Genomic DNA, 24,779 nt, shown 5'->3' on the forward strand with positions numbered 1-24,779 from the left:
ACATCTAGAAGATCTAAATGTCACCTTAATTCATGTTGTCTCCGTTTAGTGAGCATATACTATCGTAGTAAATGCCTTTTTTATTCATTAATTGCTCATGCGTTCCACTTTCAGCTATTACCCCTTTATCTACTACCATTATGTTATCGCAATATCTTATAGTACTTAATCTATGTGCTATTATTATACTGGTTTTGTCTTTCATCGCATATTTTATAGCTTCTTGTATTTTTCTTTCTGTATTAGTATCTATACTACTTGTAGCCTCATCTAAAATCAATATTGGTGATTCTTTTAGTATAGCTCTTGATATACTTATTAATTGTTTTTGGCCGATACTTAAACTATCTCCGCCTTCTTCTATCCATGTATCATAATTGTTTTTTAATTTCATTATGAAACTATGTGAATTAGAGATTTTACATGCATCAATTACATCTTCTTTTGTAGCATCTAACTTTGAATACTTTATATTGTCTAAAATTGTTCCATTGAATAAGTATATATCTTGTAATACAATTGATAACGAGTTATTAAAGTATTCTTTATCATAATCGTTAATATCATATCCTCCTATTAAAATCTTTCCTTTATCATGCTCATATAATCTATTTATAAGATTTATAATCGTTGTTTTGCCACTTCCAGTTGTACCTATTATGGCATTGCTTGTTCCATCTTTAATTTTAAAGTTTAAATCCTTTAATATATAATCACCTTTTCCATATTTAAACCATACATTTTTAAATTCTATATCCCCTTTTAACATATTTTTACTTTTAACACCTTTAATTACATGTTTTTCTTTTACCTGTTCATCTAATATTTCAAAAACTCTTTCGCATCCAGCTATTGATATCTGAAATGTATTAAATAAATTTGCAAGTTCATTTAAAGGCCTAGTAAATTGCTTTGTATAACTTAAAAACGTAGCTATAGTTCCTACAGTTATTATATTCTTTATTGAAAGGTATGCCCCTACTACTGAAATAAGCGTAAATGATATGTTTGTAATAACATTCATCATAGGCATAAGGAGCGAACTATATATCTGTGCTTTTAAAGATTCTTTTAAAAGCCTATCATTTATTTCATTAAAGCTTTCTACTGAGTCCTCTTCATAGTTAAAAGATTTTATCACATTCATATTTTTTATATTTTCTTCTATATGTGAATTTAATAACCCTAATTCTATTTGTTGGTTTTTAAAAAATGACTTACTTCTTCTCGCAATAAATTTACTTAGTATAATAACCAGAGGCATTGTAATTACACTTAATATTGTAAGCTGAGGACTTAATATAAACATCATAATTACGGTTCCAAAAATAGTTATAATAGATGTAATTATCTGAGCTATTGAACTTGATATTCCACTACTTACATTATCAATATCATTAGTTATCCTACTCATTAAATCTCCATTTTTATGTTCATCAAAATATGCAATAGGCAATGTTTGGAGCTTTGAAAAAACAGATGATCGTATTTTTTTTATAACCCTTTGAGACATATTTATTATTATAAATTCCTTAAATAAACTTACAACTGAGTCAATTAGATAAAAACTAATTAAAGCTCCCAATGTTATTTTAAATATAGATTTTCCAAGTACATTCATATCTATTATATCTATGCACTTTCCTATTAAAAGCGGTATTAATATAACAATTAAACAATCTAAAAAAACTAAAATACTTATTAGTATTAATGTTTTTTTCTCATTATTAAAATATTTTAAAAGTCTTAAAATTGTCTTTCTCGTATTTTTAGGTTTCTTCCTTGGCGTAAATCTACTTTCAATCTTACTTTTCATTGATTACCCACCACCCTTATACATCTGGCGATATTTGAGAGTTGTATATTTCTTTATACATATCACATTGTTTTAATAGACTGCTATGATTATCAAAACCAACTATTTTCCCATTTTCTAAAACTATTATTTTATCCATATCTAATATAGAACTAATCTTTTGAGAAACAACTATGTATGTAGTATTATCTAGGTAGTTTTTTATATTATTTTTAATTCTATTTTCAGTTTTTATGTCCATAGCACTAAATGAATCATCTAAAATTAAAATTTTAGGGTTTTTTATTAATGCTCTAGCTATACAGACTCTTTGCTTTTGCCCTCCTGATAAATTGGCTCCATTTTCCCCAACCATTTGTTCATACCCACTTTCAAAACTATTTATAAATTCATCACATTCACATATTTTACATACGTCTATAACCTCATCTAATGAAGCTTTTCTATTTCCCATTTTTATATTATTAATTATAGTTTTATTAAACAAAGTACTTTTCTGTGGAACTAATCCAATATGCTCTCTTAAGTTTTTGCTATCCAAGTCATTTATATCATTTCCATCTATATTTAAAATTCCTTTGTCTATTTTATAAAATTTCATTATTAAACTTATTAAAGTTGTTTTTCCGCTTCCTGTTGGTCCAATTATTCCTATATGTTCTCCTTGATTTATTTTGAAACTTATATCGTTTAATACTTTCTCATTATCAGTATATGAAAAATTCACATTTTTAAATTCTAAACTACCACTGATATCTATTTTTATATTTCCTCTCTTATCTATATCATTTTGAGTATCTAAAACTTCTATAACTCTTTCACTAGACGCTTTTGCTCTTATAAACACATTAAAAATATGAGCTATCATAAGTAATGAGGTCAATATTCGCCCTATATAATTTATATAAGCTACAATAACCCCTACTTCAATTTCATTTTTTAAAATTAATTTTGATCCTAAGTATAATATAGCTGCTATTATTATATTTGAAATTAAAGTTATTGTCGGTTTAAATACAGCACTAATTTTCATAGCTTTTTCAGTTACTTCTAATAAATCCATGTTCACATTTTCAAATTTTTCTTCTTCATACTTTACCCTATTAAATAACTTAACGATTCTTATGTTACATAGATATTGCCTTAAATTTGAATTTAAATTATCTAAAGATATTTGAACTTTCTTAAAATAAGGTGTTCCTATATTTAAATTTATGATAATTATTCCAAATATAATAATTATACCAACTAATAACACTATTGAAAGTTTTAAATTTAGCTTCATGGCTAATATAAAACTGCCTATGCAAAGTATAGGTGCTTTTATTATTATTCTCATTAAGCCATTTACAAATTGTTGTATTTGGTTAATATCATTAGTGCTCCTAGTTATTAAAGATCCTTTAGTTATTTTATCTATATTCTCAAATGAATATGAATTTATATGTTCAAATACATCGCTCCTTAAATCTCTAGCAAATTTTTGAGATACATTTGTTGAAATTATACTTCTTAAAATAGCAAAAACGGCTCCTGCTATTGTTATCGCTACCATTAAAAATCCTTTGTTTATCAGATAATTCATATCTTTATTTGCTATACCTATGTCTATAATGTTAGCCAATATCGTAGGTTGCATCAAATCACAAATAGCTTCAAAGCTAACCAACACTATACCTAAAACAAATAAAGCAAAATATTTTTTCATATAAACCATAAAGTGTCTCACAAGCCCACCTCCCCAATATATTTATATGTACTTTATACTATTTATTATATCCATTTTACGTTTTATAATAAATCATACATTTTAAAATAATAAAAAAGCTATCTCATAATCATGAGATAGCTTCTATTTTTTATTTGATAAAAAATATCCAATCCATATTCCAAGTGCTAAAGTAATAAGTGTTGTAAAATTTATTCTTGTAAATAATACTCCAGCTAAAACCCCAATCGCTATTCCTACAATCATACAATTATTTTTCATATATTCCTCCATAATAAAACCTATATTATAGAATATGAATATATGATTATAAATTAACCATAAACTTTTTTCTATATGAAATAAATTAATAATCCTACTATAATTGATGGAATTGTTGTTATTATAGTTGCCCATAAAGCAGACTTTTTATCCATAGCTAATAAAGGAAATAATGCATCTCCATCTTGAGATATACTATTTGCAACTAATGCTGCAAAAGGTAAGCTTCCTTTTAAATAAAATGACATAACTACAATTTGAACGCCACATCCTGGTACAATTCCAAGTGCAGCTCCAGCAAATACACTTATAACCCCTGCTCCTAATATTAAGTTTACTAGTGCTTCTTCTCCTCCAGCCATAAGTATAATTAAATCATATAATACATATGCTACAAAGATCCAAACAATTACAAATGATATTTCACTTACAGAGTGTATTAAAGTTTCTTTTAACGACATAAGTTTATGTTCATTTTCTTCAAAATTTTCATTTTCAATAACCTTTTTAGTCATTATCATATATATAAAAGATGCTACTATACCTACTATAGCTATTATCTCTTCAAATGAATGCATAACTTCTATAAACCCAAACTCTAAACCTGAATGCGCTAGTATCATAAATATACATCCAGTTATAAGCAGTAATAAATATATTTTATATCCTATTCCATGAACTATTTCATGTGCTAGATGGTAAAATCTTCTACTTTTTTGAATATCACATGAATTAGAGTTTGATGTTCTTGAATAATTATTAGATTTACTTTTATCCAAATTAGACTTACATTTATGTAGTTCTAGCTTTTCTTCGGTTTTAAAATAATCAACTATGTATCCAGTTAAAATACCAACTAAAAAACTTATAATCGTTACTAAAATATATGCTTTAAAATCAGTTGTCATCATTAAAAATGCACTATCTCCCATACTAGCAATTAAACTTGCTATTATTGTTCCAAAAGTTACCTTATTACTTATAAATAATGGCATTAAAACTATACTTCCCCCACATCCAGGAAGAGCTCCTAACAAAGCTCCAAATAGCGGTTGTAATTTTTTATTTTTACTTATTATTTCTACAAAACTTCCGCTTGTTTTATAGTTTATAAATCCAAATAATAATATAGACATGCTGACTAGTGATCCTACATGTAAGAAAGTCTCTTCAGCACTGTTTATCAATATACTCATAAATCATCCTCCGAAAATTTTATATTTTAAATTATACTACTTTATTTTTCATTTGTAAATGATTATCTATATCATTTATATTTTACCTATATTTAATTTATGTCCAATGCATTTCATGTTAATCATCTTTTATTGAATATTAGTATTTAATAAAGTATTTATAATAATTTTCTCACAAAAAAATAAAAAAGTAAAATAGACAAGCTATTTTACTTTTTTATTTTTTTGATCTATGATTGTTTTAGTTGTGTCTATATCTTTTGCTATACATCTTTGTGTATTTAATCTTTCTCCTACTAACATAGTAGACATTAATGTTTTTAACTCTTCTACTAATTTGTGGAACTCTTCTGTATTTTCTAAATTTTTCTCTTTATCTATTATTGTTTCTGTAGTATCATTTCCTTTTACTGCATCTACTTCTTCATTTAATTTTTCTTCATTTAGCATAGTGTTAACTAAACCTTTAGCTTCATCTGCTAATTTTTCAATTTCTTCCATGCTTATATGTTCATCTTCTTTTTGATCTATTATAGTTTTAGTTGTATCTATATCTTTTGCTATACATCTTTGTGTATTTAATCTTTCACTTACTAATAATTCTCCACCTACACCCTTTAAATTTTCAACTAAATTAGTTAAAGACTTATGTAGTTTTCTCATTTCTTGTTCATCAAGTTCTCTTTTTTCTTCCTTTGGTTCTATTATTGTCTTAGTTGTATCTATATCTTTTGCTATACATCTTTGAGAATTTAACCTTTCACTTACTAGCATAGTATCCATTATGCCTTTTAATTCATCCTTAAACTCTTTTAATAATTCATTTATTTTTTTCATATTTACCACCCCGCAAAATATTTTTATATTATATATATTACCCTATTTTACCATAATAAAACAAGATTTTATTTAAAATTTTACCATTTAAATTAATTGTCGATTATTGTAGCCCGTTTTTCGCTATTTTTATATGTTTTACTATATTTTTTTAAATATACTTTCATTAATTCCAAGTTACATTCATATAATTTTCTCTAGGAGGTGCTTTGATTTGAATGTAAATCTAAATTTGATATCTACCTTATCTATAGCTATAGTCTTTTTCATAATTGGTACTTTCTTAAAAGATAAAATTAAATTTTTTTCAAAATTTTGTATACCATCACCAGTTATAGGAGGATTGCTTTTTACACTTTTGTCATTATTATTAAGAATTTTCAATATTGTAAATATTAGTGTATCTCAAAATTTTATATCTATATTTATGACTGTTTTTTTCACAATTTTAGGGCTCAATGCTAGCTTTAAACTTGTAAGAAAAGGAGGTAGCTTGCTATTTAAGTATTGGATTCTCTGTGGCTTTTTAGCACTTTCTCAAAATATAATAGCAGTTTCGATAGCTAAAATCACTAATATTCATCCATTAATAGCTCTTATGTGCGGAACTATTTCAATGGAAGGCGGACATGGAAATGCAGCCGCATTTGGAAGTACTATCGAAAAAATGGGAATAAACGGCGCTGTAACCATAGGTCTAGCTTCTGCAACTTTAGGTATAATAATAGGAGGACTTTTAGGTGCTCCAGTGGCCCGATATCTAATTGAGAAACATAATTTAAAACCTAAGTTTAATCCATACCCTAAGTTATATAATAAAAAATTTAATTTCTTAACTAAAAACTTTTTAACCAGAAATTCTAAGTCTAATATTTTTACAACAATAAACTTTTTTGAACACACGTTAGTTATTCTTCTGTGTTTAAACTTTGGAAACTTAATTGCAAAAACAATATATTTAAAAACATCTATTGTTATACCAAGTGTTGTAGGTTGTATGATTGTTGCTTGTATATTTAGAAATTTTAATGATAAAGTTAAATTAGTAGATTTAAATTTTTATATATTAGATTTTGCAAGTGATATTGCACTTTCAATGTTTTTAATAATAGCCCTTATGAGTATAAACCTATTAGATTTAGCTACTATTGCAGGCCCTATGCTTTTAATAATTTTTGCTCAGGTTATATTCATATTAATTTACTCAATTTTTGTATGTTTTAAAGTGTTAGGAAAAAATTTTGATGCAGCAGTAATGATATCAGGTATTATAGGTCATGGAATAGGAAATACACCTAATGCATTAGCTAACATAAATTCTGTTACCCATAAATATGGTCCATCTGAAAAAGCATCATTGATAGTCCCTTTAGTAGGAGCATTCTTGTTGGATATTTTTTCACTTCCATGCATAATAATTTTTATAAATCTTTTTAAATAAATTACATACTAATTCGTAACATTTGTTACAGATTTTTTTATTTGTTTCATATATAATAGTCTACATAATTTATAACTTAGGAGGATTTTTTTTATGTCTTGCGGATGTGCAAATACAAATAAGAATGATGGAAAGCAAGTTGTTGATTTAGTTAGAAGTAAAGATAAGGCTGATTTTCCATTAAGAACGCCACATAAAATTGTTTGTTCTAATTGTGAAAATACATTTATCATGAACACACATGTTGATAAATGTGATCATTGCAACATGACTTACGGTGTTACACCTTGTAGTTCTATGAATAAAGAAAATATTAAAGCAGCTGGTATAAATTATTAAAACTCCCATTTAGGGAGTTTTATTTAAATTGGTTTTCGTTTAAATTTTCATCTTCATTATCAATTTTATTTATAAATTTACTCATTTCTTCATTTGATACATGTTCTTCATTGTCATAACTTAGTCTATTACTATTAAATTCTTCTATTTTAGATTTTAATTCATAGTCTTTATTTTCTTCTTCTATATTATCTAATCCATATCCATAATCATCATAGTCATACTCTTCTTGCTTTGCTTTAGCTTTTTTATAGACCATTGTAGCTCCTATAGTTGCTGCTCCTATTCCTAACGCTGTAAGTGTTGTTATTTTTGCAGCTTTATGTCTTTTAGTCTTTCTCTCCAATTCTTTTTTCTCTTCTTTTATATTTTTATATATTTTTTTAGCTATCATATAAAAAACTCCCTTCATATATTTTTGTTATAACTTTAATCCATATTAGTATTTGGAATTATTTTAAAAAAACACAATTAATTATTGTTATATTAGGAAATTTTATGCTATACATATTTTTTTAATTGTTTTAATATATTATTAGTAATACATTAAAACATAAAGGAGGTTTCATTTTGTTATTTTATAAAAAAGAAGTTCCTAGATACTTAATTTTAACTACAAACATACTTATATTATTATATACAGTTTCCTTAATATACTTTATTTTCTTTGGAGAATCATTTCAAATCGCACCATGTTTTTGTTCTTTAATGCTAACTGTATTTATAAGGTTTACAACTAAAAAATTTATTAACGTAATATCCCCTATTTTAATCTTTTCAATACTTATATTTATTTTATTTTCATCATACTTGGGTTCTTGTTTCGATTTTTATGGAATAGTAAATCATTATGATGATATAATGCATTCTCTATCAGGTGTTTTAGCCATTTTATTTGCATATGATGCCTTTGCGCTACTAAATTCTAGTTCAAATTCAATATTTGACAGAAGAGTTATTATTGTATTTGTATTTTGTTTCAGTATGGCTATAGCTGGGTTATGGGAAATATCTGAGTTTTTAATAGATAGCTTTTTTGCAACAAACATGCAAGTTGGCGGACTTGCTGATACAATGCATGATATGATAGACGCTTTTATTGCTTCAATTATAACAATACCTTTATACGAATCATTTTATAAAAAATACAAATAAACAAAAATAAACCTCACTGAAGTGAGGTTTATTTTTGTTTATTTGTATTCCCCGTCTGCATATTTCTTTAAAATATCTACAAATCCCATTATTTCTAAATTTGCATCAGTTCCATTCATTATTTGATTATAATACCAATTTGCAAATTCTGGATCTGCTAAAGTTTCATTTAATTTTACAAAATCTAACTTTCCATAGTTTTGATTATTCTCTTTCATTAGTACCCTCTCCTTAAAATAATATTATTTAACTTATATATATATTTGTTATTCATGTTTATTTATTACTTTATTATATTCATCCCTTTTATTATTTACTTGTAAAAGTTTTTTATAAATCTTTTTTGTAAACTAATTACAATTTTATTTACTAATTAATACAGTTTAATCATTTTAATTGATTTTTATTCACAATAAAGGTTTTCACATTTGTTTTTGGGTACAACAAGTAACCCTGTTTCAATATTTTTACATTTTTTTAATTAAATCTATTTTCTCAGGAATTAATCTTTTTTGATATTTTTAATTTTAATTATTTATAATATTATATTTACGTGTTTTAGTATACTTTTTTCTTCTTCCATGGTAGAATATAGTTGTGTAATTGTACCCATTTTTACATTTTATTGCAATTTTATCTTGTTTTAATTAATAGTTTTTACTTATTACTGTAATTAATTGTAGCTAAGTAATAAAAAAAGACCCTCGTACCCTTAAAAAAGGGACGAAAGTCTTGTTATCCGCGTTGCCACCCTAGTTGTTTATATTTATAAAAATATAAACCTCCTCAGTCCTGTAACGTAGGTTTACGACTAATCTTACTATTATTTCGGACTAGTAGCTCCGGAATGGATTCAAAAACCATTGTAATGAGTTCTCACCAACCACTCACTCTCTGAATACAAACTTGCTTTTTACTATTTTCCTTCTTAGCTATATTCTTTATTCTATTTATAAATATTATAGTACATATATAATCAAATTTCAATATAAATTTTTATTTTTTTATTTTAATAGTATTACTTCATTTAATTTTAAATTTACTTCTACAGTTGTATTGTCTTTTACATCATCGTAAATATATCCTATTACCTCTAATTTTTTTGCATCATTAGCATGTACGGAACTTAAACTTACATCTTGAGATTTTTTTATTACTTCATATGAATCTAAATACGTTACATTAGTGTACTCATTTTCATCATTTAACTCTGCAACTTCTAAAACTACACTTCCTATGTCCTTGTCTGAAATATTTTTTATTGTAATTTTAGAGCTATATCCACCATTAACTTCACTTACAATTTCTGGTTTAGATATACCTAATATATCATATTTTGCATCTTTTACAATTCTTTCCCTTGTAGTTGATATATCCACTTTATTAGTTTCTAAGTCTATACTTACAAGTTTATTTCCTAAATTATATGAGTACCCTGTAACTTTAATATCTTTAGCATATTTTTTATGTGCAGCTTGTATATATGCACTTTCATTTGGTTTTAATGTGATTTTGCATAAAGCTTCTGTTTTTGCCAATGCGGTATTTTCCTTATCGTACTCTCTGAATGTTAACTCTATATTTCGAATATTAAAGTCACTTGTATTTGTAACTTTAGTTTTTGTATCTATAAGATTAAGTTCTTCACTATTCCCACTTTTACTTTCATTTATTATTTCTGTTTTACCTATTTTCAGTACTTTAGCATTTTTTTCATTTATATCAATGTTTACACTCTCAGATTCTATTTTTTTATTTATATTATTATCAGTAATACTTTCATTTGATGAGCACCCTGAAAGCATGCTAACTGTAACCATTAACATTGTACATATTATTGATGTCTTATTTATAATGTTGTTCATATATTAGCACCTCAGTTCTTCGTCTTTGTTATTATATTATACTATATATGAACTTAGTTCCATATTTTTTTAAAAATTTTTCATATTATTGTAACATTTTTTCCAAATTCATACATATTTTATTCACCAACTCCAAAATCAGTATTATTATAAAGCACTTCTATTTTTTCATTTTCATCTAAGAATTTGTACTTTTCTTTAAACCAAGTAACTAATTCTTCATCTCTTTTTATGCTAGAAGTATTATTTATAAATACATTTATAGTAGCATGTTCAAAGTTATTTAAAACTATATCCATATCCCTATCTATCATTTCTTTAGTTTGACCTTTTATTCCTACCATCATACAAGGTGAATCAAAGTAAGCTTTTAACTCATCTACAGTTTTAAACTTAGCATTTTTCTTTAAAAAGTTATTTCTAAAATTATAATCGAAACTTTCTACTCCAGTTTTAAATATTATAGGTATATTAAAAAAGCTTCTCATTTCGTCTAATCTATTTTTATAACACCAGTGACTTTCTAAAAATAACTTTTCTATATTTTTTTCGATTATAATACTTTTGATTCTATCTAAAGTATCTTTAGGAAGTTCAAAACAACTTCCTGAGTTTATAACTTCTAATACTTTATATTTTCCAGTCACATTTTCTAATACTTCAAAATTCAATCTATTCATATCGTCTTCATCATTGTCATTATCTAGAGTATAATCACAAAATGAACATTTACCCCATACACAAGGAAATCCTTTCAGCAGTACTATTTCACGTTTATTTTTATTATTGATTTCACTATATCTATCCATTGTTTATCTCCATATAACTATTTTTAAATTTTAATTTATTTATTATATTTTGTGGAACTAATGAAACTGCATATTTTACAATTATAACCGCTATAAATTTATCTGTATAGTCAGTTAAAACCTGTGTTAAAAATACTCCTACAATCTTATTAACTCCAAATGCGGATAAAATTTGTACTATATATGATGACCCTGATGAGGTTACTCCTCCAAATACAAACGCTGCTATTATAGCACTTAATATAGAAGTTGGAACTGAAAAAACCATTACTCCTATAAATATTTTACCACCTTTTAAAAAGCCTTTTTTGAACATAATTCCAGATATTAATCCCGTTGATATTTGAACTGGCATAAAAAATAACGAGTACATGTCAAACGTCATTCCACTTACAAAACTACCTAAAACTCCTGTTAAAACGGCATATCTAGGTCCTAGTATACAAGCTATAAATATAGTTCCAATTGAATCTAAGTATATAGGTAATCTTAATGTCAGTGCTATAAATGCACCAACTACATTTAATACAATGCCTAAAGCGATTATGGTTACTTGATATGTAGATAGAGATTTTTTCATTTAAAGTAATCCCCCTATCAATTCAATTTTATCTATATATTTAGGAAACAACCTTTTTAAAAACATACGCATGAATTTTTTTTCATCAACTTCCGTAAGCACTATACTATTATTATCTCTTTTGTAAAAATCAAAAGAATCTACTATACTCTGACCCATAGCTATTCCACTTTCAACTATTTCTGTGTATGATTCAAATCCATCACACAAACTTCTATCTATAAAATACGCTACAGCTAATGGATCATTTATAACACATCCAATTATGCCTTCTTGCTTCCAATGAAAATCAATATAAAATCTTGTTATTTGTGTTATATATTCAGATAAATTTTTATCTAACCTATTTATGAATTCAATAATATTTGGTGTTAATACTATTTTCCTAGTTACATCTAGACCTATCATATGAATTTTCTTAGGTAAATTTTTGTAAACATATTCAGCTGCATGTGGGTCAACCCAATAATTAAACTCTGCAACAGGTGAACAATTGCCATGTATTCTAAATGCTCCGCCCATAGATATGAATTCATCTAAGTTTTTAAAAGCATCTTTTTCTTTCATAAGTGCTTTAGCAATATTCGTTAATGGTCCAAGAGCTATTATAGATACATTTTTATTATTCTTTAGTGTTTCTATAATAAAATCTACTCCACCATATTTCATAAACTTTTTAGGTACTTTTCCATAGAAATTTTCTCCCACACCGTCTTCTCCATGTGTGTCTTGTGCTGTTACAAGTTCTCTTTTTAGGGGATTTTCTTCTCCAACATATACATCTATGTTTTTATCAGAAAACCTATGAAGTGTGTATAGAGCATTTTCAGCTCCCATCTTAGCAGGTACATTCCCGCTGCAAGTCGTTATGCCCAGTATTTCTAATTCTGGTGAATTTATAGCTAATAATAAAGCTAATGAATCATCAATACCTGGGTCACAGTCAATTATTACTTTTCTTTTTTGCATAACAAATGCCTCCTTAAAAAAATTATTAATAAGGAGAACCTTACAACTTTTAATTTAAAGTCATAGCTAAGGATATGTCTTATATACTGCCACTATATAATTACCTTAGTTTTTTATACTTGGAGGTTCTCGAACAAGTCCTAGGTAGTCTTTTACTATCTAGAGTTTTCAATGCTTTCGCATTTTATTTTGAAGTTTTGTCTAGTTTTAAGTCTAGTCTTTTAAAGTTATCCACAACTAGACTGATAAATTTTATTCTACAATAAATAATTAATTAATTCAACTTTTAATATTTAATCTACTTAATAAATACTATCAAATAATAAATTTTTAAGATTAATTCACAACTTAGAAATACTAGGTTTGTCCCCTAGTATTTTTTTATAAAATTTATTTTTTATATATATAGACATGCAACTTTTAATAATTGTTTTTCATATGCTATAACATGCGAAGCGAACATGTAGCAAGTGTAACGCAGTTAACTTAGTGTAATGTGAGTGTAGTGTTTATGTTAGCTCATAGCATCCTGTCCATAATATGTTCTATTTTAAATATATATGAAAAATATAAAGGAGAGTGTCTACTCTCCTATTTTTATGCTGCATTTTCTTCCTCTATATTAACTTTTAGCTCTGGAGGTAAATTTGTTATCAATGCTTTATAACTATCATTACCTTTAATTAAATGTAGAGCTGTATATCTTTTAAAGTTAAGTAAATCATCTACACAATATCCATGTACTGCAAATTCCTTCTCTAAAGACTCAAAAGCTTCTTTATCTACACCAGCTATTAAAGTATAAGTTGTGTTAGCTCCTTTTAAAGATGCTCTAGCTTCTTTTGATAATCCTTCTAAATTATGAAGTGTTAGTATATATTTTAATTTGAACTTAGCACTTTGCACAAATGTTTTAGTTAATATTTTCTGAGCTGTTGGAACTTGGAACACTTCATCTATAATAACAGTTACTTTTTTAGGATCTTTGTATTTACTTCCTCTTATCTTTGTAGCCAACCAAATCTTTTGAATAAAGAATGTAGTTAATACATCTATAGAAGTTTCATCATCAAAATCTTTATCCCTCATTCTTATAATTATAACTTTACCTTCATCTATAGCTTTAACAAAATCTATATTATCAGTAGGATCCTTACTGAACATAGCATCTATAACATCATTTTCTCTAAATAAATCTATTCTATCAATGATACCTTCTATATTTATTATCTTTCGTACCACATAATTGTGATGGTTTATCTTTTGTTTCTTTAGAATATTCATCTAATTCCTTAAGAGCTATTACACTATCTTCTAATTTATCATATAACTCTTTGCTTAACCTATTTATATATTCGTGTCTAACAGTGTGTATTTGTAATATCCTTAGTATATCTTTCATGCTTGAAGAGTTAAAGCAAAATGCTATTCTAGCTGCAGCTCCTATGTATTTCCTCATTTTAGGAGCTAACTGTTTATCATCATCATTCATTATATTTATTAACTCTAGTAAATTACTGGTTTTCCTTCTTGCAATCTTAGATACTTCATAGGCATCCATTTCTGGAGTTATTTTATATTCATTGTAAGAGAGAGCCTGTACGCACTTATATACAGATAAGTCTATCTGCAGGAGTTATTGCTCTTATTACATCTGAAAACTCTGTATTTCTTATGATTGCCTAGAATTTAAATATACATATTTAAATTCTTTTTCTTTTGATTTTTTAGAAGCTATGAACTTAAAAAGCAAGGACTAATTAAAATTATAATCAGTACTTGCTTTTTAAATGTGTCTTAATATTAGACTTAATATAAATATACTACATGCTATGATTAGTATCTGTGTTTCTTTTTTCATACTTTAATTTTTTAATGCCAATTATTAAAAGAAACATTTTACAAAAACTTTTCTATTATGACTTTAATTAAGTCTAAAACGCTTGCTAATAGAATCATTTCTGCAGTTATCAATTGTATATTGATTTTAAATTTTTGTTTCTTTTTATTAGGCATCCTTTCACACCCTTTTTAATATAATATTCTACTACCTATTCATTTATTCCTGCAAATATAAAAAATCACCTACATTATGTAAGTGATTTTTGAGAGAAATTGTATATATTGTTTTATTTCTTCATGGAAATTGCTTTATGTGTAAAACATTTTTACTATTAAACCTAAACTTAGATTATGTAATTTTTTATTTATTATTCTTACAACTTAGAAATAAAAAATTATTATTTTTGTTATTTTTATAACATTCTTGAAGGATATAGGATATTTAGGTAGAAATAATATATATATTAAATTTATACATAAGGGGGAATTTAAATGAAAAAAATAATTTTATCACTAGGGGTTTTATCGGCTTTAGCTTTACCAATAAACTCATTTGCTTCAACTCAACAACCTTAAACTGAAAGTATCGCTCCAAAGGCTGGGATAAGTATGTACTCAATCTATGGGCCGTATGAGCCTGATTTACAAGGTTTCATAAATTATGCTTATGTTACTGCTGATGAATTAAATGTAAGATATTCACCTGTAAATGGTACTGTTATTGATTCACTTTCATATGGAACTAAGGTTAGAGTTCAGTCTATGAGAATGATTAATGGAACAGCTTGGGTCTATATAGCCTTTAATCATAGTGGAAGTTGGGATGCTAGAGGTTGGGTATCTCTTGATTACCTAAGATATCAATAAAAATTAATAAGTAAGTTAACTATAACTATATTTTTAAACTTAACGACACGATACTCGCTATGTACTAATCGTAATATTTAGAGTTGAATTACCTCAAACGTGTAAAGAACTTCGATTTAATACCGTATAAGACATTTTAACTTATTTAGGTCACTCTTATTGCAATTGGAGTGACCTTTTACTTTATCATAAATAAAAGTACCTATGATTTATGGAGTTAAAATTCATTATATTAATTCTAAATATTTTGAGTTCACATAGCCAAAGCCTTTATTTCCTTTGAATCGATGTAGTCCTACCCATCCTTTTAAGCAATATCCTAAATCCACTATATCACCTTTTTGGAGTTTGCAGATTATAGCTGGCTCAGAAACACCATCAATCAATCCATCTATCGTATCTAACATTTAATTCTGATGCAGTTACTATAGCTTTTCTACCTTGATATTCTCCATTAGGGAATTGTTGGCTTGGCGGAACACTACTTCCTCCGCCACTTTCAATATATGATACTCCTAAGTATTTACTTATCTCTTATAATCTTTACTATTTTCCCTGAACCATCATATATAGCTTCATGTACATAACAATAACCTTTTTTCATATAATACTTTTGCTTCCAAAACCGTTGATTTTCTTTAACTGCATTATCTTCTAATTAATAACAACAGATTATTTGCTCTAACTCTTTTACATTATCTAGCTTACGAACAAATACAAACTCTAATGAAGGAATGAATGCTATCTCAATTTTTTTAGTTTCTTTATTAGCAACTAACTTAAGAGCTATTCTTTTTCCTATTAAAAAATCTTTAGTGGCTTTTATAATATCATTGTTAAATAAATTCTTTTTAAGGGTTCTTTTAAGATATGTTAACACCTCCTATCTTTTTAATGTCTTTTTATCTTTGCCTTTATTTTTAATTACAGTTGTACCGAAATACCTAACCTGGTCCATACTATGGTCATGATCTTTTACAACTTTATCTTCACCCTTTTTACAAGCTTCATAATCCCATACATAAGAACTAAATTCTTTAAAGATTTCATTACAACTTTCATCAAATAATATTTTGTATTGTCCAAGTAAACTAGCTACAAGTCTTATTCCGTCAAGAACGCTATTTTTAACAGGAAATACTTTAAATTTATCTCTTATTAGCTGAGCTTTAAAATAAGCTGCAGAAGGGTCTAATACTACATATTTAATTTTATAATCCTTTGTGAATTCTTTTAAATCATTAGAAAAGTCCAAGTCTGTTTTTTGAACACCTGTGTCTCTTCCAGAGTAGTAATATTCTTTAATCATTACATGCTTATCATCAAAAGTTTTCCCCCACAATCCAAACACTGTAGCATTTTGAGTACCATAGTCACATGAAATATAATACTCTTTATATTTGTAATCAGAAGCTTTAACAACATGCTTCTCTTTATCAAACATAGAGTAGTATATAATACCTTCTGCTACTACCCATAACAAATTGTTATTCTATAGTTCTTGGAGTTTCCTCGCATTACAGTATATCAATTCATACTCAGTTCAGACTATCTCATATCCCTCGACTTTACGTTAGGGACTCGGATTTCGTGGATATTTCTTCATATAAAAAGACACTCTATGAGTGTGTTTTACTTGGCTTACTTTATCTAGTCGTTAAACCTTCCTAAAGTTTCCTCTAGGATTGGTAATTGATTAGCTTGTTAATCTATATATTTAAATGTATACCCACCCGCTTTTTTAGATACACCTCTACACACTTCTACACACTTTACTTATATTAGATCTGTCTATATTAATATCCCTTGAACATTCGCTAATACTTTCATAAACCTTTTTAGTTTCTATGCATAATATTTTACTTTTATTAACGTTCTCTTTTATTTTATTTATTGTATCTTGAGTATGATGCTTATTGTAAAAAGGATTTTCTTCTCCTTTGTACTTTCCTTTTCTGGCTTTAAATATCTTTATTTTTGTTTCATCACTCAATTTTTTATTTTTATGTACTTTAGATATTAACTGTTTATGCTTTTCATTTTTCTTGCAACCTTTAGAGTATTGGTTGCCTTTCAGATGTAAATTGTATTGATGTGCTTCTGTCATATCCAATGCTTTTATTATAACCATTTCTATAAGAATCGTATTCCATTATATAAAAATGTTCTAAATCCAAAGCTTCCATAATATCATCTGTTTCTATTTCATCAATTGTTTTGAAAATAAAAGCTTCTTTACCATAGAAATCATATGCATTTTGCAACTTTCCATTGTAAATTTAACTTTCATATCAATCTCCTAACTTTTTTGAATATCTATTTTTAAAACTGCAAATAATATATTTAACCTTCTGAGTAATATCATCGTGATAAACACATTTTTACCTATAAAGGCTAGATTTTTTCTAGCCTTCTTATTTTTTGCAAATCTAATTCTCTACTACACTTCTTTTGTTAAATTTTTCATCATTATAGTTTATTGATACTACACATACTATTCTAGAAAGGATGTGTAGATATGCTTTTTAAAAAATTAAGTATCGTTTTAGCTATAACTTTAATTTTATTTACAAGCAATATAACCTTTACTCATGCTCTTATAGTTACCGCCCCAGATTCAGTTAGCAATCAATATATTCAAGACTTAGAAAGAGTCGATAATGATATGTACCTGTTAACTAAAGCTGTCATTATGGGAAACTATAAAGAGAATGAGATTAATAAAAGCATTAAATTTATAGAAACTTTAATTAATGACTTAAATATAAAAGTTTCAAAACTTCCTCAAGAAGATACTGATTCTATACTAGCCATTCAATCTATACTAAATTTTTATAAAATATCTTTGATGAAAATACAATCATATTTAGAAACTAAAGATCCTGACAATTTAATTGATGCTATTAATGCATTTTCACTAGCTTCTAGCGCTTCAAAAGAACTAGAAAAAATTATAGGTGGAGCGGGAAAATAAAATCCCGCTTTTTTAATTTATATAGTTCGTGATATAACTGCTTCTAACATATATACTAATAATATTTCTTTTACATTCAATATCCTAAAAATCATTATATTTTTTAATATCCTATATTTTGAATGTTTCTACATATACTACTGATAAAAAAGGATGTGCATTATGTATTTAAAGAAGCTAAGTATTCTATTTTTTATGACTGTACTTATTTTTTCAAGTAGTATAAATACTGCTTCTGCTCTTAGCTCTCCACCATATGATCCATATGTTAAATCCATTGGTCGAGATTTAGATTTTTTAGATGGTAACATGTATATATTGATAAAATCCATTTCTTCAGAAAACTTTGATACAAATGAAGCTAGAAGACAAATTAGTTTTATAAATTCATTAATATATGACCTAACTGAAAAAGCTTCTGGTTTATCCAAAGAACAATCTGATGTTGTTGCAGCTTTACAAGCTATATTAGGTTTTTATAAATTATCTATAATAGAAGCTGATAGATATCTGTATTCAAAAAACTCGGATGATTTAATCAGTTCTATAAACGCTTTCTCAATGGGATATACTTCTTCAGTTAATTTGAGAAAAATAGTATTTAGAGCGGGAAAATAATATCCCGCTTTTATATTTAGTTAATTTTTGCTATTTTGATTATCGAATATTTATCTTTTTACTAGTTAAACTATACTAGAAAGGTGGTTTAATTATGAAAAAGAAAATAATTGCACTTTTATTGGTTTCATGCTTTTTATTAAGTGTATCTAGTAATACTGTTCATGCTCTTAACGTATTTAAAGAAGGTATATATAAGGTTGCAGATTTAAATTTTTCACAAGACAATCAATATATGGTTCAAAATGTTTCTCAAACTGAAGGTGCTTATCTTCAAGTATTCGATGAAAATCAGGTTTTAGTTCAATCTATTAGATTTCAACCAAACTCTGAAAAATTTAATTTAGTTAAAATTACACCTGAGTTTAGAATAGTAATAGTCGGAGGAGGTTCTATTTATATTTATCCCACTAAATAAAAATGCTGATTAACATACTAGATTAAAGATGCTCTTATAGAGCATCTTTATCGTTTTCTTTTCTAACAAACTCACCTAATATTTAATTTAGTTTCCTGTCTCATAATATTTATTATCTATAGCTATAGGCTAAAAAATGTATAGAATCAAAATTTTAGATGATTTAATTTGTTCAACAAATGCTTTTTCAATGGGCTATACCGCTTCTGTTAACTTAAGAAATATAATGTTTAGGTAAGTAAATTAATTTTTTAATTATATATTTTATAAATTTTTTATTACAATAAAAAAGCACTACCTATAAGGAGCGCTTTCAATCATAATCTAAGTTATGTTTTTGTTTTAGTATTATTTGCATTATTGTTTAAATTTCTAAATAAATCTTATTAATAAACTAATTATAAATATAATAAATGCAATTATCAATATTTTAGATTCTTTCTTCATAATTTAAAAATTAAGTGCCCATTTAAAAAGAAACATTTTATAAAAATTTTTCTATTATCACTTTTAGAAGATCTAAAATGCTTGCTAATAGAATTAATTGAGCAGTTACTAGCTGAATATTCATTTTATTTTTTTGTTTCTTCTTATTATTAGGCATCCTTTCACACTCTTTTTAATATATATATTCAATTATATTTTTATTTATTCATTCAAATTAATTCATAAAAAGTTTTATATAAACAATACAATTTGTTAAGTTTTTACAACATTATATTATTTCAATATTTACATATAATATTTAATAAATTCTATAAATTCATTTTATACAAATTATACTATTTTTAATATTTTTAGAAAATCATGAGTAAATATGAAAATAAAAAGTAATCTTAGACTTATAATATAAAAAGAGGTGGACATATGAATTTCAAAAAAATTAAAATTATAATAATCATGACTTTAACTATTTTAACTTGTAATTTAAATTTTGTTTCAGCATTTGAATGTTTAACCCCTAGTTCTATCTCTCAAGACTTGATTAAAGATTTAGATTTAATAGATAATAATATGTATATGCTCATGAATACCATATTAAAAGATCAACTTAATGAAGATTCTGCAAAACAACAAATTAGAATTTTAGATGCATTGATTAAAAACTTGAATTCAAAATCATCTTCACTATCAAAGAAAGATGATACTACAATTTTAGCTGTTAAGGCCATTTTAAGTTTTTATAACCTTTCTTTAATAAAATCTGAAGACTTTTTAAAAACCGAAGACCGAGATGATTTAATCAATGCTGTAAGTGCTTTTTCAGTTGGTTATAATTCTTCTACTACTTTAAGAAAAATTATAAGTGACTCAAAGTAACCCTAATATATTTTTATAAAAAAAGCACTTAATTTATTAAGTGCTTTTTATTTTACTTATTTTCCTGCTATAGATAATGACTTAATTATAACAGATGGTGATCCAATATTACTTAATGGGAATTTCAAATCATTTCCTATATTTTCAATATCTTTAATTAATTCAAAAAAGTTTCCTGCAACAGTTATTTGTTCTATAGGATAAGATTTTTCTCCCTTTGTTATATAATACCCTTTTGCAGCTAAAGAAAAATCTCCTGTAATTGAATTTGCTCCTGAGTGAAGACCTGCAAAGTCAGTTACTATTATACCTTCATTTACTTCTTTTACAAGTTCTTCGAAAGTTGATTTCCCTTTATCTATATAGAAATTAGTTGGGTCAACACTTACAACTGATGAGTACGATGACTTAAACCCATTTCCTGTAGTTTTTGTATTTGCTTTGTGTGCAGTTTTTAAGTTATGAAGTAAAGTTATTAGTTTTCCATCTTTAACTATATCTTTTTTATAGGTTGCAACTCCTTCATCGTCAAATGGTGTTGATGATAATCCATTGTCTAATAATGGATTATCTACTATTGTAACAATATCAGAAGCTATATTACTACCTTCTTTATCTTTAAGTAATGACATTCCCCTTTGGGCACTTTCTGCACTAAACACATCACTAAATGTTTCAAGTAAAGATGACATAGCTTCATTATTTATTATAGTTTTATAGTTACCTGATTCTATAGATTTAGCCCCAACTTTAGAAAATGCCTCATTTACTGCATCTGATGCAATTTTCTTAGTGTCTATATCTTTTATATCTTCAACTAATTGATATCCCATTCCATCTTGCTTTTGATTACTATCTTCTATAACTGGAATTACATATGCCATAAGTAAGTTACTCTTATTACTTAGATTAAGATTTTTGGTATTACTAATTAAGCTTCTTGATGAACTGTATGATACTTTGCATCCACTTAAATTAATAACCTTATTACTGTAATTTTTTGTTTGTCTTTCTAAATCTATAGCTATTTCAATCAATTCAGCAGGATCTATATTTTCTAGTTTTTCTGAGTAAGTTTTAACCCCACTATAACTTTCATCACCTTTATATATAAACTGTACATCTGTGTTTTCTATAGATACAGCTCCTTCTTTTGCCTTTTTCACTAACATATCTATGGCTTCTTCATCTAAAATTTCAGTATACGAATATCCCATCTTACCATTTATTAATCCTCTAAATGAAAGCCCTATATACTTATCAATATTATATTTCTCTAATTCAAATTCATAAACAGATATACTTATATTTTCTCCATCAGAATAATAAACTTCGCAATCTGTAAAACCTTCTTGATTAGCTCTTTCAAATAACTGATCTTTAAATATATTAAATTCCATAATTACTCCTCCGATCTTCCACCTACAGTAATTTCTTTAACTCTTATCATAGGCTGACCTACATTTGTTGGTATACTACCTGAAGATGAACCACACATACCTTGAGCTTGCTTTAGGTTATCAGACACCATATCTATATTCATAAGTACTTCACTACCTTTTCCAATTAAGCTTGCTCCTCTTACAGGTTCTTTAATCTCTCCATTTTTAACAAGGTAACCTTCAGCTACTGCAAAGTTAAACTCACCTGTTACTGGATTTACAGATCCTCCACCCATTTTTTTTGCATAAAGTCCATTATCAATTGATTTTATTATGTCGGCTTCTTTATCCTCTCCAGCTGCTATGTATGTATTTGTCATTCTTGAAGTTGGTGCATACTTGTAACTTTGTCTTCTAGAACTTCCTGTAGCTTCCATGTTCATTCTTCTACCATTTAACTTATCTATCATATATGAATTTAAAATACCATTTTTGATCAATGTATTTTTTTGAGTTAAATTTCCTTCATCATCCACATTGCTAGATCCCCAGTGATTAGCTAATGTTCCATCATCAATTGCTGTAACTTTTGAAGATGCAATTTGTTCACCTAATTTACCAGAAAATACAGAGTTTCCTTTTGCTACTGATGTAGCTTCTAATGAGTGTCCACATGCTTCGTGGAATATTACTCCCCCAAATCCATTATCTATTGCAACAGGCATTTTACCAGCAGGGCAGTTTTTAGCATGTAACATAGTATATGCTGTTCTAGCAGATTCTTTTCCATAATACTCTGGATCTACTTCTTCAAACATTTCAAATCCCATAGCTCTTCCAGGACCTTCAAACCCAGTTTGATTCTCGCTTCCTTTTGATGCAATAGCACTAATACCAAGTCTCGTTCTTATACGTCTATCTTCTACATATATACCTTCAGTATTAGCTACTAGTATTTTTTGATCTTTATCTAAATAAGTTACATTTACTTGAGAAATATCGGTGCTATAATCTTTTGCACTTTTATATGCTTCCTTCATTACTTTTATTTTGTCTTTATAATCTATTAAATTTGGATATAATTTTATGGGATGCATATCTTTGTACTTTATACTATTATTTAATACTATAGTTTTTTCTTCATTTAAATTTCCTAGTGCTAGTGCTGCTTTATACGCTGTATCTAATAATGAAGAAATTGAATTGTCATTAGTGTATGCATAAACACTTTTCAATCCTTTAAAAATCCTAATTCCTATTCCATAACTTCTTCCACCTAGTGCATTTTCAACTTTGTTATCTATTATACCTATTGAGTTACTTATCGTATCTTCTTCAAATATTTCTGCAAAATCTCCACCTGTTATCAAACACTTTGATAATATTTTAGAGGCTACTTCTTTTGAAATCATATTATTCCTCCCATTTTTTTACTATTAATTTAATAATATCATAGTTTACACTCAATCTAAATCACGTGAAAAAAATTATATGAAAAATTCGATTCTCTCATGTCGCTCAAATTTCATATCGTCAACGTCCACTCGGTAAACTCGTGTCCCGTTACTCAAACGACTTCGTCCTTGCTCAAAAAACTTTTTTACTCTCATAAAATAATATATCGATTTAACTACTTTCCATAAATTATACCAATTTCTTAGTAAGTGTAATTTACTTAAGCGTAAAAAATGACCTATAATTAGGTCATCTTTTTATATTTATATACTAATTTAAACTAATTTTAAGCTTATATTGCTAATTTCTTTTACTATATCCACTTCTAAAATCTTTTTTATACTTTTATCTATATATATGTTATTTTCGCCTTCACATCCTATGACAAATGGAATCCCTAGTTTTCTATATAGATAAATTTTTCCGTTGCTATTGAATATCTCAGAAAATTTTTCATCTAGCATCTCCGTTATGCTTTTTAATTCATCCATAGTTATAACCGATGTTACTATATTTTTCTCTATAATTGATAAAATTAAAAGTTCCTTCTTCTCTATTATATTTTTATTTATATATAGAGATTCAAAAACTTCTTTCGAATAATTTGAAATAACATTTTTCTCTATTAAATAATCTATATTAAATTGTTTATTATCTTTTTTTTCTGTAAACATATTTGCAATATCATCTAATGATACTCCTTCTTTCATAGAAAGTATCAAGTTTATTCTTTCTATTATTTTATCTTTTGGAAAAAATGTTTCTTGTCCTGTAAATGTTGATTTTTTTATAAACCACTCTTCGGGTATAATATTCTTTCGTTTCCATCTATATAATTGCCCATAAGATATACCTGTTTCTATTAATAAGTCTTTTTTTGAAATTAATTTTTCTTCCATAATCACT

The 24,779-nt window shown here is 26.5% G+C and carries 28 protein-coding genes, 1 riboswitch and 1 other annotated feature; of the genes, 8 read left to right on the plus strand and 20 right to left on the minus strand.

Annotated elements, in window-relative coordinates; translation table 11 throughout:
• Positions 1 to 25 precede the first annotated feature (25 nt).
• From ACN6I1_RS07575 to ACN6I1_RS07595, 5 genes are all read right to left on the minus strand, one after another.
• The gene (locus ACN6I1_RS07575; protein WP_419741463.1) at positions 26 to 1,816 is read right to left on the minus strand and encodes an ABC transporter ATP-binding protein; all 1,791 of its coding nucleotides are present in this window, start codon (positions 1,814 to 1,816) and stop codon (positions 26 to 28) included.
• A 16-nt stretch (positions 1,817 to 1,832) separates the two neighbouring features.
• Entirely contained in the window at positions 1,833 to 3,545 is a 1,713-nt protein-coding gene (locus tag ACN6I1_RS07580; RefSeq protein WP_419741464.1) for an ABC transporter ATP-binding protein, read from the minus strand.
• A 123-nt stretch (positions 3,546 to 3,668) separates the two neighbouring features.
• Positions 3,669 to 3,806, minus strand: coding sequence for a hypothetical protein (locus tag ACN6I1_RS07585; protein WP_021431338.1), 138 nt, complete (start codon positions 3,804 to 3,806; stop codon positions 3,669 to 3,671).
• A gap of 71 nt (positions 3,807 to 3,877) precedes the next feature.
• Positions 3,878 to 5,002, minus strand: coding sequence for a putative manganese transporter (locus tag ACN6I1_RS07590; protein WP_419741465.1), 1,125 nt, complete (start codon positions 5,000 to 5,002; stop codon positions 3,878 to 3,880).
• A 204-nt stretch (positions 5,003 to 5,206) separates the two neighbouring features.
• Entirely contained in the window at positions 5,207 to 5,839 is a 633-nt protein-coding gene (locus tag ACN6I1_RS07595) for a hypothetical protein (RefSeq protein WP_035115854.1), read from the minus strand.
• 214 nt (positions 5,840 to 6,053) lie between these two features.
• On the opposite strand from ACN6I1_RS07595, the gene ACN6I1_RS07600 reads away from it, so the two are divergent.
• Both ACN6I1_RS07600 and ACN6I1_RS07605 read left to right on the plus strand, forming a co-directional pair.
• On the plus strand, positions 6,054 to 7,280 hold the full coding sequence (locus tag ACN6I1_RS07600; RefSeq protein ID WP_419741466.1) for a sodium/glutamate symporter: 1,227 nt from the start codon (positions 6,054 to 6,056) through the stop codon (positions 7,278 to 7,280).
• A gap of 93 nt (positions 7,281 to 7,373) precedes the next feature.
• Positions 7,374 to 7,619 carry a hypothetical protein gene (locus tag ACN6I1_RS07605; protein ID WP_419741467.1) on the plus strand — a complete coding sequence of 82 codons (246 nt, stop codon included), beginning with the start codon at positions 7,374 to 7,376 and terminating at the stop codon, positions 7,617 to 7,619.
• Positions 7,620 to 7,638: 19 nt separating this feature from the next.
• Here ACN6I1_RS07605 and ACN6I1_RS07610 read toward each other — a convergent pair whose 3' ends face one another.
• Complete coding sequence (locus ACN6I1_RS07610; RefSeq protein WP_419741468.1) at positions 7,639 to 8,013, minus strand: hypothetical protein; 375 nt, start codon at positions 8,011 to 8,013, stop codon at positions 7,639 to 7,641.
• A gap of 176 nt (positions 8,014 to 8,189) precedes the next feature.
• Here ACN6I1_RS07610 and ACN6I1_RS07615 point away from each other — a divergent pair, with 176 nt between their 5' ends.
• On the plus strand, positions 8,190 to 8,774 hold the full coding sequence (locus ACN6I1_RS07615; protein WP_419741469.1) for a hypothetical protein: 585 nt from the start codon (positions 8,190 to 8,192) through the stop codon (positions 8,772 to 8,774).
• A 38-nt stretch (positions 8,775 to 8,812) separates the two neighbouring features.
• Here the strand turns inward: ACN6I1_RS07615 and ACN6I1_RS07620 are convergent, their stop codons facing one another.
• The 7 genes from ACN6I1_RS07620 to ACN6I1_RS07650 all read right to left on the minus strand — a co-directional run bounded on the left by ACN6I1_RS07620 (position 8,813) and on the right by ACN6I1_RS07650 (position 14,558).
• Positions 8,813 to 8,992, minus strand: coding sequence for a hypothetical protein (locus tag ACN6I1_RS07620; RefSeq protein ID WP_419741470.1), 180 nt, complete (start codon positions 8,990 to 8,992; stop codon positions 8,813 to 8,815).
• A 498-nt stretch (positions 8,993 to 9,490) separates the two neighbouring features.
• Positions 9,491 to 9,713 (minus strand) — a binding site (T-box leader).
• Positions 9,714 to 9,778: 65 nt separating this feature from the next.
• Positions 9,779 to 10,639 carry an FxLYD domain-containing protein gene (locus tag ACN6I1_RS07625; RefSeq protein ID WP_419741471.1) on the minus strand — a complete coding sequence of 287 codons (861 nt, stop codon included), beginning with the start codon at positions 10,637 to 10,639 and terminating at the stop codon, positions 9,779 to 9,781.
• A 119-nt stretch (positions 10,640 to 10,758) separates the two neighbouring features.
• Positions 10,759 to 11,448: a radical SAM protein gene (locus ACN6I1_RS07630; protein WP_419741472.1), complete on the minus strand. Its 690-nt coding sequence runs from the start codon at positions 11,446 to 11,448 to the stop codon at positions 10,759 to 10,761.
• Positions 11,441 to 12,028, minus strand: a complete 588-nt coding sequence (locus ACN6I1_RS07635; protein WP_419741473.1) for an ECF transporter S component — start codon at positions 12,026 to 12,028, stop codon at positions 11,441 to 11,443. Before ACN6I1_RS07635 ends, ACN6I1_RS07630 begins: the two co-directional genes overlap by 8 nt.
• The gene (locus tag ACN6I1_RS07640) at positions 12,029 to 12,997 is read right to left on the minus strand and encodes a nucleoside hydrolase (RefSeq protein ID WP_419741474.1); all 969 of its coding nucleotides are present in this window, start codon (positions 12,995 to 12,997) and stop codon (positions 12,029 to 12,031) included.
• A 99-nt stretch (positions 12,998 to 13,096) separates the two neighbouring features.
• Positions 13,097 to 13,141: riboswitch (PreQ1 riboswitch) on the minus strand.
• Positions 13,142 to 13,594: 453 nt separating this feature from the next.
• Positions 13,595 to 14,281 (minus strand): hypothetical protein, encoded by a 687-nt coding sequence (locus tag ACN6I1_RS07645; protein WP_419741475.1) that lies wholly within the window; start codon positions 14,279 to 14,281, stop codon positions 13,595 to 13,597.
• The gene (locus ACN6I1_RS07650) at positions 14,202 to 14,558 is read right to left on the minus strand and encodes a hypothetical protein (protein ID WP_419741476.1); all 357 of its coding nucleotides are present in this window, start codon (positions 14,556 to 14,558) and stop codon (positions 14,202 to 14,204) included. Before ACN6I1_RS07650 ends, ACN6I1_RS07645 begins: the two co-directional genes overlap by 80 nt.
• A gap of 890 nt (positions 14,559 to 15,448) precedes the next feature.
• Here ACN6I1_RS07650 and ACN6I1_RS07655 point away from each other — a divergent pair.
• The gene (locus tag ACN6I1_RS07655) at positions 15,449 to 15,706 is read left to right on the plus strand and encodes a hypothetical protein (protein WP_419741477.1); all 258 of its coding nucleotides are present in this window, start codon (positions 15,449 to 15,451) and stop codon (positions 15,704 to 15,706) included.
• 227 nt (positions 15,707 to 15,933) lie between these two features.
• Here the strand turns inward: ACN6I1_RS07655 and ACN6I1_RS07660 are convergent, their stop codons facing one another.
• The 4 genes from ACN6I1_RS07660 to ACN6I1_RS07675 form a co-directional block, all read right to left on the minus strand.
• The gene (locus ACN6I1_RS07660) at positions 15,934 to 16,113 is read right to left on the minus strand and encodes a hypothetical protein (protein ID WP_419741478.1); all 180 of its coding nucleotides are present in this window, start codon (positions 16,111 to 16,113) and stop codon (positions 15,934 to 15,936) included.
• A 251-nt stretch (positions 16,114 to 16,364) separates the two neighbouring features.
• The gene (locus tag ACN6I1_RS07665; protein WP_419741479.1) at positions 16,365 to 16,586 is read right to left on the minus strand and encodes a hypothetical protein; all 222 of its coding nucleotides are present in this window, start codon (positions 16,584 to 16,586) and stop codon (positions 16,365 to 16,367) included.
• Between the two features lie 3 nt (positions 16,587 to 16,589).
• Positions 16,590 to 17,189, minus strand: coding sequence for a hypothetical protein (locus ACN6I1_RS07670; protein WP_419741480.1), 600 nt, complete (start codon positions 17,187 to 17,189; stop codon positions 16,590 to 16,592).
• A 270-nt stretch (positions 17,190 to 17,459) separates the two neighbouring features.
• Positions 17,460 to 17,837, minus strand: coding sequence for an NUMOD3 domain-containing DNA-binding protein (locus ACN6I1_RS07675; protein WP_419741481.1), 378 nt, complete (start codon positions 17,835 to 17,837; stop codon positions 17,460 to 17,462).
• Between the two features lie 387 nt (positions 17,838 to 18,224).
• On the opposite strand from ACN6I1_RS07675, the gene ACN6I1_RS07680 reads away from it, so the two are divergent.
• The 4 genes from ACN6I1_RS07680 to ACN6I1_RS07695 all read left to right on the plus strand — a co-directional run bounded on the left by ACN6I1_RS07680 (position 18,225) and on the right by ACN6I1_RS07695 (position 21,036).
• Positions 18,225 to 18,680: a hypothetical protein gene (locus ACN6I1_RS07680; RefSeq protein WP_419741482.1), complete on the plus strand. Its 456-nt coding sequence runs from the start codon at positions 18,225 to 18,227 to the stop codon at positions 18,678 to 18,680.
• A gap of 162 nt (positions 18,681 to 18,842) precedes the next feature.
• On the plus strand, positions 18,843 to 19,298 hold the full coding sequence (locus ACN6I1_RS07685) for a hypothetical protein (protein WP_419741483.1): 456 nt from the start codon (positions 18,843 to 18,845) through the stop codon (positions 19,296 to 19,298).
• Between the two features lie 94 nt (positions 19,299 to 19,392).
• On the plus strand, positions 19,393 to 19,716 hold the full coding sequence (locus tag ACN6I1_RS07690) for a hypothetical protein (RefSeq protein ID WP_419741484.1): 324 nt from the start codon (positions 19,393 to 19,395) through the stop codon (positions 19,714 to 19,716).
• A gap of 867 nt (positions 19,717 to 20,583) precedes the next feature.
• Positions 20,584 to 21,036, plus strand: a complete 453-nt coding sequence (locus tag ACN6I1_RS07695; RefSeq protein WP_419741485.1) for a hypothetical protein — start codon at positions 20,584 to 20,586, stop codon at positions 21,034 to 21,036.
• Between the two features lie 56 nt (positions 21,037 to 21,092).
• Here ACN6I1_RS07695 and ACN6I1_RS07700 read toward each other — a convergent pair whose 3' ends face one another.
• The 3 genes from ACN6I1_RS07700 to ACN6I1_RS07710 form a co-directional block, all read right to left on the minus strand.
• Positions 21,093 to 22,436: a TldD/PmbA family protein gene (locus ACN6I1_RS07700; RefSeq protein WP_419741486.1), complete on the minus strand. Its 1,344-nt coding sequence runs from the start codon at positions 22,434 to 22,436 to the stop codon at positions 21,093 to 21,095.
• 2 nt (positions 22,437 to 22,438) lie between these two features.
• Positions 22,439 to 23,830, minus strand: coding sequence for a TldD/PmbA family protein (locus ACN6I1_RS07705; protein ID WP_419741487.1), 1,392 nt, complete (start codon positions 23,828 to 23,830; stop codon positions 22,439 to 22,441).
• Between the two features lie 318 nt (positions 23,831 to 24,148).
• Positions 24,149 to 24,772: a DUF4004 family protein gene (locus tag ACN6I1_RS07710; RefSeq protein ID WP_419741488.1), complete on the minus strand. Its 624-nt coding sequence runs from the start codon at positions 24,770 to 24,772 to the stop codon at positions 24,149 to 24,151.
• Positions 24,773 to 24,779 lie beyond the last annotated feature (7 nt).

This window comes from Paraclostridium dentum (assembly GCF_048568265.1).
Taxonomy (GTDB): domain Bacteria; phylum Bacillota; class Clostridia; order Peptostreptococcales; family Peptostreptococcaceae; genus Paraclostridium; species Paraclostridium dentum.